Below are 12443 nucleotides of genomic sequence, written 5' to 3'. Positions count from 1 at the left end.
GGTATTGCCTACCTGTGCCCCTCGCGCAGCGACACCTCGGCCAGGTGGGCGTCGATGGGCGAGAGCCCGGGCATCGCCTCGCCCGGACGCCACCAGGCCAGCTCGCGCCGGGTGGGGGCGACGCCGTCCTCGGTGGGCGGCTCGACGACCAGCGTGGTGCGGAACAGGGCCAGGAACTCGATGTCGCGGGCGTGCCCGATCTGCGCGGTCGCGACGCCGACGAAGGCCACCGGCCCCGCGCGCACGCCGGTCTCCTCGAGGAAGCGGCGCACGGCGGCGTCGCGCGGCGTCTCGTGCTCGCCGACCTCGCCGCCGGAGAGCTCCCACTCGCCGTTGACGGCGTTGCGCACCACCAGCACCCGGTCGCCCAGCCGCGCGGTCATCAGCGAGAGGCGCAGCGGGATCGCGGGGTCCAGGGAGTCCAGCTCGTCCTCGGCACAGGGCAGGAAGTCGACCAGCAGCGTCTCGTCGCGCTTGGCCGCGAGCGGCCGCCGCTCGGAGGCGGGCGTGTCGAGGTCGTGCCAGCGCGGGCCGATCGGCGTCATCAGCACGCGGCGCGGGTCCAGGCCGTCGTCCTCGTCGGCCAGCGCGCGGATGATCCGCACCTCCAGCCGCGACTCCGCGAGCCCCTCGGCGACGCCCTCGCCCCACTCCACGACGGTGACGACGTCGTCCAGCGAGGCGTCGAGGTCGAGGTCGTCGAGCTCGTCGATGCCACCGAGCCGGTAGGCGTCCACGTGCACCAGGCCCGGGCCCTCGCCGAGCGAGGGGTGCTCGCGCGCGATGACGAAGGTGGGCGAGGTGACCTGGCCGCGCACCGCGAGGCCGGCGCCGACGCCCTGGGTGAAGGTGGTCTTGCCGGCGCCCAGCTCGCCGCTGAGGACCACCAGGTCGCCCCGCTCCAGCCGGGAGGCGAGGCTCTCGCCGAGCGCGCGCATGGCCTCGGCGTCGGGGACGTCGAAGAGGAAGGTGCGCAGCGGCCGGCGCAGCTCGACGTTGGGCGGGTCGCGCAGGATCTCCCGGAACCCCTGGCGCTCCCAGAACCGGACGATCCCGGGCAGCTCCTCGCGGGCCACCACCGTGAGGTCCTCGTACCCGTGGGAGGCGTCGACGGCGGCGTCGATCAGCGCCCGCGCGACCCCGTGGCCCTGGTGGCCCGGGGCGACCCCGAAGCGGCGCAGGTACATGGTCTGGCCGACGGGGTCGAGCACCAGCCCCCCGACGTCCTCGCCGCGGTAGCGGGCGACCAGCCCTCCGAAGTGGGAGAGCAGCTCGGCCAGCTGCTCCTCGGTCTCGGCCAGCGCGGCAGCCGGCGGGTCCAGCGGCTGGCGGGCCTCGAAGGCCGGGAGGACGACGGCGCGCAGCGCGGCGGCGTCATCGGGCCCGACGCGTCGCACCTCGACCCGGGCGGGAGGCGTCACCACCGGCGGACCACCCTCTCGGCGGCCGCGGAGATCAGCTGGTCGAGCTCGGCGTTCACCAGGTCGTGGCGCTCCAGCGGGAGCATGTGCCCCGCGCCCTCGCACTCGAGCAGCTGCGAGCCCGGGATGCGGGCGTGGAGCTTGCGGGAGTGGCCGATGGAGGTGAGCTTGTCGGAGGTGCCGCACAGCACCGAGGTCGGCACCGCACCGAGCACCTCCACGGAGTCGAACTTGTCGAGGCTCGAGAAGCTCGGGAAGAAGTCGGCCACCACCTCGAAGGGCGTCGCGGAGAGCATCTCGTCGACGAACCGCACGTAGCTCTCGGGCACCGCCTGGCCGAAGGCCAGCTTGTCGGTGGCCACGGTGGCGATCGCGCGCCCGGCACGCCGCACCAGGTCGATCGGCCGGTGCCCGCGTCGCAGCGTGCCCACCGCCCGCGTGGTGACCCCGCCGCTGAGCCGGGTCGGGAACAGCGGCAGCAGGATGCGGCCGGGATCCAGCCCACCGGCGGTGGTGGAGATCAGGCCGACGCCGACGACGCGGTCGCCGAAGAGCTCCGGGTGCGCCTCGGCCAGCGCCACGATCGTCATGCCGCCCATCGAGTGGCCCACCAGCACCACCGGCCCCTCGGGCACGACCTGGTCGAGCACCTGGTGCAGGTCGGCCCCGAGCTGGTCGATGGTGGCGTTCTCGCGGGTCGAGCGTCCGGAGCGTCCGTGCGAGCGCTGGTCGTAGAACACCGTGCGCACCAGGCCGCGGTAGGCCGCGCGCTGGAAGTGCCAGGAGTCCTGGTTGAGGCAGTAGCCGTGCACGAAGACCACGGTCACCGCGGTGTGGTCGCCGCCCTGCGCACGCCGGCGGCCCGCGACCCGCTCGCGCAGGCCCTGCGGCCCCTCCACCTCGTCGACCTCCACGTGCAGCGGCAGCCCGTCGTCGGCCACGACCGTGATCGGCGTGGAGCGCAGGGCGCCGAACGGCACCGCCTCGCCCGCGCGCCGGCTGATCGCCTGCTGCTGGCGCGCCACCCCGACCGCGGTGCCCGCCGCGGCGACGCCGAGCGCCCCTGCGACGGCCCCGATCACACGACGACGCACGCTCACCGGACGGCCTCCGCCACCACGCGGTCGGACCGCCCGCTCGTCGTCACGTGCCGGCGCGGCAGCCGCCCCCCGATGCGCGTGACGATCTCGTAGTTGATCGTCTCGCAGGCCTCCGCCCAGTCCTGGGCGGTGGGCTCGCCGCGGTCTCCCGGCCCGAAGAGCACCACCTCGTCGCCGGGCGCGGCCCCGTCGCCGACCTCGACGACGACCTGGTCCATGCAGACCCTCCCGAGCAGGGGTCGGCGCCTGCCTCCGACCCACACCTGGGCGCGGTTGCTCGCGTGGCGGGGCAGGCCGTCGCCGTAGCCGACGGGCACCAGGCCCACCGTCATCGGACGGTCGGCGGTGAACGTGTGGCCGTAGGAGACGCCGTCGCCGGGCTCCAGTCGCTTGACGAGCGCCAGCGGCGCCCGCACCGTCATCGCGGGCTCCAGATCGAGCCCCAGGTCGTCGGTGTGCCCGGGCGCGGGGTCCAGGCCGTAGGTGGCGATGCCGCAGCGCACGGCGTCGAAGCGCGCGCTGGGGCGCAGCACCGTGCCGGCGGAGTTGGCCAGGTGGCGCACCTCGGGCTCGAGGCCGGCGGCGTCGGCGGCCTCGAGCGCCTCGCGGAAGGCCTGCTCCTGGGCGTCGTTGGCGGGGTGCGCGGGGTCGTCGGCGCAGGCCAGGTGGCTCCAGACACCGGTGACGCGCCAGCGACCCTCGGCCTCGCCGCGCGCCGCCTCGGCGAACAGGCCGCGCCACTGCTCACGCGCAGCGCCCCCGCGGGAGAGCCCGGTGTCGACCTTGAGCTGCAGGCGGGCGGGCCGGCCGGTGCGGGTCACGGCGTCGGCGACCTGCGCCAGCTCGGCGAGGCTGTAGGCGGTGACGTCGACACCGGCCGCCACCACGGGCGCGAGGTCGTCGGCGGGCACCGTGAGCCAGCACAGCAGCGGGCCCTCGTCGCCCGCCGCGCGCAGCGCCAGGGCCTCGGCCGGCGTCGCGGTGGCCAGCCAGGGGGCGCCGCCGGCGCGCATGGCGCCCGCGGCCGGCACCAGGCCGTGGCCGTACCCGTCGGCCTTGACGACGGCGATGAGCGCCGCGCCCTGTGCCACCTCGGTCAGCCGCGCCACGTTGCGCGCGAGCGCACCGTCGTCGACGACGATCTCGGGTCGCAGCGGGCTCATGCCCCCGATCCTCCCACTGCCACCGCTCATGCGAGCGGCAGCCCACGGACGACGGCGGGCAGAGCACGGGCCACGTCACCGGCCACGATCGGCCCTCCGGCCGCGGCGAGGGTGGCCGCGGCGCCGTGCAGCCACGAGCCCACCGAGGCGGCGTCGAGGGGCTCCAGCCCAGCCGCCAGCAGGGCACCGACCACGCCACCGAGCACGTCGCCGGCACCCGCCGTGGCCAGCCAGGGCGTGCCGGTCGTCGTCACCCGCACCCGGCCGTCGGGCGCGGCGGCGAGCGTGTGCGGCCCCTTGAGCAGCACCGTCGCGCCGAACCGGGCAGCCGCCTCGCGCGCGTGGTGCAGCTGCCGCTCCTCCACCTGCTCGCGCTCGACGTCGAGCAGCCGGGCGAGCTCACCGGCGTGCGGCGTGAGCACCAGCGGCGGGCGCTGCTCGGCCGCTCCGAGGATCTCCAGGTGCGCCAGGGCGTCGGCGTCCACGACCACCGGGACGCCGTCGGAGCCGGCCTGGCGCAGGTGCTGCGCGGCGTCGTCGCCGCTGCCGGAGCCCACAACCCAGGACTGCACGCGCCCCTCCCCCACCACCTCGGGGTGCTGCTCGCGCACGGTGCGGGCCACGGCATCGGAGCCCACGTAGCGCACCATGCCCACCAGCCCGCTCGCCGCACCGGCCACGCTCAGCAGCGCAGCACCCGGATAGGTGGTCGAGCCGGCACGCACGCCCACCACCCCGCGCGTGTACTTGTGCGCCTCGAGCGAGGGGCGCGGCAGCAGGGCCGACACGTCGCCCGGCTGCAGGGCCTCGAGCGGCGCCGGCGGCAGGTCCAGGCCGAGGTCCACCAGGTGCACCGCCCCGCAGGCCGAGGCCCCCGGCTCCACCAGGTGCACCGGCTTGTGGGTGCCGAAGGTGACCGTCAGGTCGGCGCGCACGTGGTCGGCGCCCTCGGGCAGCTCGCCGGTCTCCACGTCGACGCCCGAGGGCGTGTCGACGGCGACGACGAGTGGCCGGCCGCCTGCCGTGCCCGCCGCCAACGCGACGTCGAGCGCGGCCCGCGCTGCGTCCCGCAACCCGGGGCGGCCCCCGATGCCGGTGACGCCGTCGACGACGACGTCGTAGCCACCTGCGGCCGGTGCCGGCGTCGCCGTCGCGGAGACAGCCGTGACGCACCGCCCGCCGGCCGCTCGGAGGGCGGCGGCGCCGTCGTCGTGCCAGCGCTCACCGAGCTGCCAGGCCTCCACGCGGGCGCCACGGCGCGCCAGCATCGCCCCGGCGAGCAGCGCGTCGCCGCCGTTGTCGCCCGAGCCGACCAGCAACAGCACCCGCCGGCCGTACACCCCGCCGAGCAGCTCGGCCACCGCGTGGCCCAGCCCGGTGGCCGCCCGCTGCATGAGCGCCCCCTCGGGCAGCCGCGCCATCAGCTGCGACTCCGCCGCCCGGACCTGCTCCACCGTGTGTGCGCACCGCATCGCCCCAACCTACGGCGCGGGCGAGCAGCCACGGGTGACCCCGCGGGTGGCCGGCGCCGCTCAGGACTCGAGCACCACCACGGCCGAGGCGATGCCGGCGTCGTGGGAGAGCGAGAGGTGCACGTGGGCGACGCCGAGCTCGTCGGCGCGGGCGAGCACGGAGTCGCGGATGACCAGCAGCGGGCGCCCCGAGTCCTCCGAGACGACCTCGGCGTCGTGCCAGTGCATGCCACGGGGAGCCCCGAGGGCCTTGGCCATCGCCTCCTTGGCGGCGAAGCGGGCAGCCAGCGACGCGAGGGGGCGGGTCGCCTCGGCCGGGGTGAAGAGTCGCTCGCGCAGCGCCGGGGTGCGGGTGAGCGACTCGCCGAACCGCTCGATGTCGCACACGTCGATGCCGACGCCGATCACCGCCACGGGCAGGTCACTCGACCGTGACGGACTTGGCCAGGTTGCGCGGCTGGTCGACGTCGTGACCCAGCGCGGTGGCCAGCTCGCAGGCGAACAGCTGCAGCGGCACCACCGAGACCAGCGGCTGCAGCAGCACGGGCACCGAGGGCAGCCGGATGACGACGTCGGCGTAGGGGCCGATCGAGTCGTCACCCTCCTCGACCAGGCAGATGGTCTGCGCCCCGCGGGCCCGCACCTCCTGGATGCCGCTCAGCATCTTCTCGCGCAGCTGGTCGCGGCCGCGGGGCGGCACCACGCACAGCACCGGCAGCCCGGGCTCGACGAGCGCGATCGGGCCGTGCTTGAGCTCACCGGCCGCGAAGCCCTCGGCGTGCAGGTAGGCGATCTCCTTGAGCTTCAGCGCTCCCTCGAGCGCCACCGGGTAGCCCGCGTGGCGGCCCAGGAAGAGCACTGATCTCGTCCCGGTGTGCGCACGCGCCAGCTGGTAGACGGCGTCCGCGCCGTCGAGCACGGTCTGCACGTGGTCGGGCATGGCCTCGAGCTGGTGCATCACCTCGGCGATCTCGTCGCCGTAGCGGGTGCCCTTGACCTGCGCGACGTAGAGCGCGAGCAGGTAGCAGGCCACCAGCTGGGTGAGGAACCCCTTCGTGGAGGCGACGCCGATCTCGGGCCCGGCGTGGGTGTAGATGACGGCGTCGGACTCGCGCGGGATGGTGGAGCCGTTGGTGTTGCAGATGGCGAGCACCTTGGAGCGCTGCGTGCGTGCGTGGCGGATGGCCTGCAGGGTGTCGGCGGTCTCGCCCGACTGGCTGATCGCCACGACGAGGGTGGAGTAGTCGAGGATCGGGTCGCGGTAGCGGAACTCCGAGGAGAGCTCCACCTCCACCGGGACCCGGCACCAGTGCTCGATGGCGTACTTGGCCACCATGCCCGCGTAGAACGACGTCCCGGCCGCGATGATGATGATCTTGTCGATGTCGCGCAGCTCGTCGTCGGAGAGCCGCATCTCGTCGAGCTGCAGCCGCCCCGTGCGGCTGCGTCGGCCGAGCAGCGAGTCGGCCACGGCGCGCGGCTGCTCGAAGATCTCCTTGCGCATGAACCAGTCGTGGCCGTCCTTCTCCGCTGCGGAGAGGTCCCAGTCCACGTGGTAGGCGGTGCCCGACGACGGCGTGCCGTCGAAGTCGGTGACCTCGACGCCCTCGGCGGTGATCGTGACGACCTGGTCCTGGCCCAGCTCGAGCGCCTCGCGGGTGTGCTCGATGAACGCCGCGACGTCGGAGCCGAGGAAGTTCTCGCCCTCCCCCAGCCCGACGACGAGCGGGGAGTTGCGGCGGGCGGCCACCACGCGGGAGGGGTCCTCGGCGTCGACGGCGACGAGCGTGAAGGCGCCCTCGAGGCGCTGGCAGACCCGCTGCATGGCGGTGGTCAGGTCGATGCCGGAGAGCACCTGCAGCTCCAGCAGGTGCGCGGCCACCTCGGTGTCGGTCTCCGAGAGCAGCACGTGGTCGTCGGTCTCGAGGCGGGCGCGCAGGTCGTCGAAGTTCTCGATGATGCCGTTGTGCACGAGCGCCACGCGGCGGGTGGCCCCGGCGTGCGGGTGGGCGTTGACGTCGTTGGGCGCGCCGTGGGTGGCCCAGCGGGTGTGCCCGATGCCCGTGGTGGCCTCCGGCAGCGGGGTGTCGGCGATCGCCTTCTCCAGGTTGGCCAGCTTGCCGGCCCGCTTCTCCGTGGCCAGCCCGCCGGACCCGTCCTCACCGGCCTCGACCGACACCAGCGCGATGCCCGCCGAGTCGTAGCCCCGGTACTCCAGGCGTCGCAGCCCCTCCACCACCACTGAGGCCGCGGAGCGGTGCCCGACGTAGCCGACGATCCCGCACATGAGGCCAGACTCTAGTGCCCGGGGCAGGTCCGACCCGGGGTCGCGCGCGGCGTGCGGCGAGCCGTGCTGCAAGAATCACATCCCATGTCAGCCGCTGGGTCCGCCGCTGGGTCCGCTGGTCCCGCGCACGGCCGCGACGAGGCGCACCGCGAGGCCTCCCCCTACATCGAGCTCGAGCGCGACGCGTGGGCCGCGCTCGCCCCCGACACCGAGATCCCCCTCAGCGACGCCGAGGTGCAGCGGCTGCGCGGCCTGGGCGACTCGCTGAGCCTGCGCGAGGTCGAGGAGGTCTACCTGCCGATCTCGCGGTTGCTGAGCCTCTACGTGGCCTCCGCCGGCACCCTGCACCGCCAGCAGGAGGACTTCCTGCACCGCCGGGTCCCGCCCCGCACCCCGTTCGTGATCGGCCTGGCCGGATCGGTGGCGGTCGGCAAGTCGACGACGGCGCGCGTGCTGCAGCAGCTGCTGGCGCACTGGCCCGAGCACCCCAACGTGGCGCTGGTGACCACCGACGGCTTCCTCTACCCCAACGCCGAGCTGGAGCGCCGCGGGCTGCTGCAGCGCAAGGGCTTCCCGGAGTCCTACGACCGCCGTGCCCTGCTGCGCTTCGTCGTCGACATCAAGTCGGGCAAGGACGAGGTCGAGGCCCCGATCTACTCCCACCTGGTCTACGACGTCGTCCCCGACGAGAAGGTGGTGGTGCACCGGCCCGACATCGTCATCGTCGAGGGCCTCAACGTGCTGCAGCCGGCGCGCCAGCGCGAGGACGGCCGCAGCGGCCTCACGCTGAGCGACTTCTTCGACTTCTCCGTCTACGTCGACGCCGGCCGCGACAAGATCCGCGACTGGTACGTGGAGCGCTTCCTGCGCCTGCGCGAGACCGCCTTCCGCGACCCCGACTCCTACTTCTCCAAGTACGCCGGGCTCAGCCGCGAGGAGGCGGTGGCCGAGGCGGGCCGCATCTGGGACACGATCAACGGCCCCAACCTGGTGCAGAACATCCTGCCCACCCGCTCGCGGGCGACCCTGGTGCTGCGCAAGGACCGCGACCACTCGGTGCGCTACGTGCGGCTGCGCAAGGTCTGAGCCGCCTCAGCAGCGACGCCAGCGGCTACAGCGACAGGCGGTGCCGGACGACGTCGGCGAGCCGCTCTGCGACTCCCTGCGCCTGCTCCTGGGTGGGCGCCTCGACCATGACCCGCACGAGCGACTCGGTGCCCGAGGGGCGCAGGAGCACCCGGCCGGTGTCGCCCAGCTCGGCCTCGGCCTCGGCGACGGCGGCGGCGAGCCCCTCGTCGGAGGAGGCGCGCGCCTTGTCGACGCCGGCCACGTTCACCAGCACCTGGGGCAGGCGGGTCATCAGGGAGGCCAGGTCGCGCAGCGTGCGGCCGGTCTGCGACATCCGCTGCAGCAGGTGCAGCGCGGTGAGCAGGCCGTCACCGGTGGTGGCGTGCTCGCGCAGGATCACGTGGCCCGACTGCTCACCGCCGAGGCTGTAGCCGCCCCGGCGCATCTCCTCGAGCACGTAGCGGTCGCCGACGGCCGTCTGCTGCACGGTCACGCCGGCCTCGCGCAGCGCGATCAGCAGCCCGAGGTTGCTCATCACGGTGGCGACCAGGGTGTCGTCGTGCAGCCGGCCGGACTCGTGGAGCGCGAGCGCCAGCACGCCCATGATCTGGTCGCCGTCGACGACCTCGCCGGTGTGGTCGACGGCCAGGCAGCGGTCGGCGTCGCCGTCGACGGCGAACCCGGCATCGGCCCCGTGCTCGAGCACGGCGGCGCGCAGCGGGTCGAGGTGGGTGGAGCCGACGCCGTCGTTGATGTTGAGGCCGGTGGGCTCGGCGCCGATGACGACGACCTCGACCCCGGCCTGGCGCAGCGCCAGCGGGCCGACCTCCCACGCCGCGCCGTGGGCGCAGTCGAGGACGACCTTCAGCGGGGCCAGGGGCGCGTCGAGGGTGCCCACCAGGTGGGCTGCGTAGGCGGCCACGGTGTCCTGGTGCGGGGTGACCCGTCCGACGTCGGCGCCGGTGGGGCGCGCGAAGTCGGTGTCGAGCACCGCCTCCATCTCGCGCTCGAGCGCGTCGTCGAGCTTGACGCCGCCGCGGGCCAGGAACTTGATGCCGTTGTCGGGCATCGGGTTGTGCGAGGCGCTGATGACCACGCCGACGTCGGCACCGAGGGCGTCGGTGAAGTGCGCGACGCCGGGGGTGGGCAGCACGCGCAGGCGGACGACGTCGACCCCGGCGGCGGCGAGCCCTGCCACGACGGCGTGCTCGAGGAACTGCCCGGAGATGCGGGTGTCGCGGCCGACGACGGCCAGCGGCCGCGGCCGGTCGTACTCGCCGTGGTCGACCAGCACCCGCGCCGCGGCGACGCCGAGGTCGAGGGCGAGCTCGGCGGTGAGCGGGCCGTTGGCCAGCCCGCGCACGCCGTCCGTGCCGAAGATGCGCGTCATGGGAACCGCCTTGTCATGTCGTCCGGACACAGCAACGGCGGGCACCCGGTGCCGGGTGCCCGCCGTGCGTGGCGAGTTATCGCTTGCTGAACTGGGGCGCCTTGCGCGCCTTCTTCAGACCGGCCTTCTTGCGCTCGATGACACGGGCGTCGCGCGTGAGCAGCCCGGCCTTCTTGAGCGAGGCGCGGTTGGCCTCGACGTCGAGGGCGTTGAGCGCCCGGGCCACGCCCAGGCGCAGCGCGCCGGCCTGGCCGGTGATGCCGCCGCCGTGGATGCGGGCGATGACGTCGAAGCGGCCCTCGAGCTGGGTGGTCACGAAGGGCTCGTTGACGACCTGCTGGTGCAGCTTGTTCGGGAAGTAGGAGTCCAGCGTGCGACCGTTGACGGTCCACTCGCCGGTGCCGGGCACGAGGCGCACGCGGGCCACGGCCTCCTTGCGACGGCCGGTGGCCGCGGAGGGAGCGATGGTGGCGGGGCGCTCGGGGGCGTCCGCGGAGGGCGCGCTCTCGGAGCTGTAGGCCACGCCTCGCTCGTCGGTCTCGAAGGTCTCCTCGACCTCGGTGGTGTTCTCAGACACGGTGGTTCTTCCTCAACTCTGGTCTACGTCGGCGCGGGCGGCGGTGACTACTGGGAGATCTGCTTGATCTCGTGCGGGGTGACCTGCTGGGCCTGGTGCGGGTGCTCGGGGCCGGAGTAGACCTTGAGCTTCTTGATCTGCTGCCGGCTCAGCTTGTTCTTCGGCAGCATCCCCCACACGGCCTTCTCGATCGCCTTGCGAGCGTCCTTCTCGAGGATCTCGCCGATCGGGGTGGCGGTCAGACCGCCCGGGTAGCCGGAGTGGCGGTAGGCCATCTTCGTGGTGCGCTTGGAGCCGGAGAGGTGGACCTTCTCGGCGTTGACGATGACCACGAAGTCGCCCATGTCCATGTGCGGCGCGTACTGCGGCTTGTGCTTGCCGCGGAGCAGGTTGGCGGCCTCGACCGCCACCTTGCCGAGGACGACGTTCTCGGCGTCGATCACGTGCCAGCTGCGCTGGATGTGCGACGACTTGGGGCTGTAGGTGCGCATGACGACCTTCTTCGTTCGTTCGTGGAGCCGGCCCGGACGACCGGCGGTGCTGCTGCGTCTTCTGACGAACACGGCCCGGCTCGACGTCGTGGGACGCCGTCCGGATCTGCACCCCGCCCCAGGTGACGGGCACCAGGACAGGACGCGGCAGGGACGCGACACGCAAGAGTACGGGCCTGCGGACGCCGGACACAATTCGGCGGGGCGGGCGGCGGCGGGGTCGGCGCCGTCCCATCCTGCGACCGCCCGCCTTACCGGAGGCTGGGGGCGAGGTCTAGGGTCGGGCGCGTGACCGACTCTCTCACCGTACGCGACAACCGCACCGGCCAGGAGTACGACGTCCCGATCACCGACGGCACCATCAAGGCCGCGGACATCGGGAAGATCAAGGCCGACGACGAGACGCCCGGACTGGCCGTCTACGACCCGGGCTTCGTCAACACCGCCTCCTGTCGAAGCTCCGTGACCTACATCGATGGCGAGAAGGGCATCCTCGAGTACCGCGGCTACCCCATCGAGCAGCTCGCCGAGCACTCGAACTTCCTCGAGGTGGCCTACCTGCTGGTGCACGGGCAGCTGCCCACCAAGGCCGAGTACGACGCGTGGGAGCACGAGATCACCTTCCACACCTTCGTGCACGAGAACGTCAAGTCCTTCATGCAGGGCTTCCGCTACGACGCGCACCCGATGGGGATGCTGATGGCGTCGGTGGGGGCCCTCTCGACGTTCTACCCCGACGCGCGCAACATCTCCGAGGCCGACAACCGCCACATCCAGATCGTCCGGATGATCGCGAAGATGCCGACCCTCGGGGCCTGGGCGTTCCGCCACGCGCAGGGCAAGCCCTACGTCTACCCCGACAACGACCTCAGCTACACCGCCAACTTCCTCTCGATGCTGTTCAAGATGAGCGAGTCGAAGTTCGAGGCCGACGAGCGCCTGGTCAAGGCCCTCGACGTGCTGTTCATCCTGCACGCCGACCACGAGCAGAACTGCTCCACCAACGCGGTGCGCTCGGTGGGCTCCTCGCAGGTCGACCCCTACTCGGCCGTCTCCGCCGGCGTCGGCGCCCTGTTCGGCCCGCTGCACGGTGGCGCCAACGAGGCGGTGCTGCGGATGCTCAAGCGCATCGGCAGCAAGGAGAACATCCCCGCCTTCATGCAGGGCGTCAAGGACGGCAACGAGCGCCTGATGGGCTTCGGCCACCGGGTCTACAAGAACTACGACCCGCGCGCCAAGATCATCAAGAAGGCCTGCGACGACGTCTTCGAGGTCACCGGGGTCAACCCGCTGCTCGAGATCGCCCAGGAGCTGGAGAAGATCGCGCTCGAGGACGAGTACTTCGTGCAGCGCAAGCTCTACCCGAACGTCGACTTCTACTCCGGCCTGATCTACGAGGCCTTCCAGTTCCCGCCGGAGATGTTCACCGTCCTGTTCGCGATCGGCCGCACCCCGGGCTGGCTGGCCCAGTGGT

General features: G+C 73.3%; 11 protein-coding genes. 2 read left to right on the top strand and 9 right to left on the bottom strand.

Annotated features, from left to right (window positions below):
* Positions 1 to 8: 8 nt before the first annotated feature.
* The 6 genes from tsaE to glmS are packed head-to-tail and all read right to left on the bottom strand — an operon-like array spanning position 9 to position 7443.
* Entirely contained in the window at positions 9 to 1424 is a 1416-nt protein-coding gene (tsaE, locus tag ABD948_RS05030; protein WP_345263269.1) for a tRNA (adenosine(37)-N6)-threonylcarbamoyltransferase complex ATPase subunit type 1 TsaE, read from the bottom strand.
* Complete coding sequence (locus ABD948_RS05025) at positions 1418 to 2521, bottom strand: alpha/beta fold hydrolase (protein ID WP_345263267.1); 1104 nt, start codon at positions 2519 to 2521, stop codon at positions 1418 to 1420. The genes tsaE and ABD948_RS05025 overlap by 7 nt, the downstream gene beginning before the upstream one ends.
* Positions 2518 to 3684: an alanine racemase gene (alr, locus tag ABD948_RS05020; protein ID WP_345263265.1), complete on the bottom strand. Its 1167-nt coding sequence runs from the start codon at positions 3682 to 3684 to the stop codon at positions 2518 to 2520. The genes ABD948_RS05025 and alr overlap by 4 nt, the downstream gene beginning before the upstream one ends.
* Before the next feature lie 26 nt (positions 3685 to 3710).
* Positions 3711 to 5156 carry an NAD(P)H-hydrate dehydratase gene (locus tag ABD948_RS05015; protein WP_345263263.1) on the bottom strand — a complete coding sequence of 482 codons (1446 nt, stop codon included), beginning with the start codon at positions 5154 to 5156 and terminating at the stop codon, positions 3711 to 3713.
* A gap of 60 nt (positions 5157 to 5216) precedes the next feature.
* On the bottom strand, positions 5217 to 5570 hold the full coding sequence (locus ABD948_RS05010; RefSeq protein WP_345263261.1) for a holo-ACP synthase: 354 nt from the start codon (positions 5568 to 5570) through the stop codon (positions 5217 to 5219).
* A 7-nt stretch (positions 5571 to 5577) separates the two neighbouring features.
* Positions 5578 to 7443 carry a glutamine--fructose-6-phosphate transaminase (isomerizing) gene (gene glmS / locus ABD948_RS05005; RefSeq protein ID WP_345263259.1) on the bottom strand — a complete coding sequence of 622 codons (1866 nt, stop codon included), beginning with the start codon at positions 7441 to 7443 and terminating at the stop codon, positions 5578 to 5580.
* A gap of 84 nt (positions 7444 to 7527) precedes the next feature.
* Here glmS and coaA point away from each other — a divergent pair, with 84 nt between their 5' ends.
* On the top strand, positions 7528 to 8529 hold the full coding sequence (gene coaA, locus ABD948_RS05000) for a type I pantothenate kinase (protein WP_345263257.1): 1002 nt from the start codon (positions 7528 to 7530) through the stop codon (positions 8527 to 8529).
* A gap of 25 nt (positions 8530 to 8554) precedes the next feature.
* Here the strand turns inward: coaA and glmM are convergent, their stop codons facing one another.
* The 3 genes from glmM to rplM form a co-directional block, all read right to left on the bottom strand.
* Positions 8555 to 9901 carry a phosphoglucosamine mutase gene (gene glmM / locus ABD948_RS04995; RefSeq protein WP_345263255.1) on the bottom strand — a complete coding sequence of 449 codons (1347 nt, stop codon included), beginning with the start codon at positions 9899 to 9901 and terminating at the stop codon, positions 8555 to 8557.
* Between the two features lie 76 nt (positions 9902 to 9977).
* Complete coding sequence (rpsI, locus tag ABD948_RS04990) at positions 9978 to 10478, bottom strand: 30S ribosomal protein S9 (RefSeq protein WP_345263253.1); 501 nt, start codon at positions 10476 to 10478, stop codon at positions 9978 to 9980.
* 47 nt (positions 10479 to 10525) lie between these two features.
* Entirely contained in the window at positions 10526 to 10969 is a 444-nt protein-coding gene (rplM, locus tag ABD948_RS04985; RefSeq protein WP_345263251.1) for a 50S ribosomal protein L13, read from the bottom strand.
* Positions 10970 to 11257: 288 nt separating this feature from the next.
* On the opposite strand from rplM, the gene ABD948_RS04980 reads away from it, so the two are divergent.
* The coding region (locus ABD948_RS04980; protein WP_345263249.1) for a citrate synthase at positions 11258 to 12443 on the top strand (1186 nt) is incomplete at its 3' end.

This window comes from Nocardioides nanhaiensis, assembly GCF_039542785.1.
GTDB classification, from domain to species: domain Bacteria; phylum Actinomycetota; class Actinomycetes; order Propionibacteriales; family Nocardioidaceae; genus Nocardioides; species Nocardioides nanhaiensis.
Note: the sequence above shows the minus strand (reverse complement) of the source record. Positions and strands in the feature narration are given on the sequence as shown.

Coding starts and splice junctions, on each gene's coding strand:
- alr (WP_345263265.1), bottom strand. CDS start 3,684: ATGAGCCCGCTGCGACCCGAGATCGTCGTCGACGACGGTGCGCTCGCG.
- ABD948_RS05015 (WP_345263263.1), bottom strand. CDS start 5,156: ATGCGGTGCGCACACACGGTGGAGCAGGTCCGGGCGGCGGAGTCGCAG.
- glmS (WP_345263259.1), bottom strand. CDS start 7,443: ATGTGCGGGATCGTCGGCTACGTCGGGCACCGCTCCGCGGCCTCAGTG.
- coaA (WP_345263257.1), top strand. CDS start 7,528: ATGTCAGCCGCTGGGTCCGCCGCTGGGTCCGCTGGTCCCGCGCACGGC.
- glmM (WP_345263255.1), bottom strand. CDS start 9,901: ATGACGCGCATCTTCGGCACGGACGGCGTGCGCGGGCTGGCCAACGGC.
- rplM (WP_345263251.1), bottom strand. CDS start 10,969: ATGCGCACCTACAGCCCCAAGTCGTCGCACATCCAGCGCAGCTGGCAC.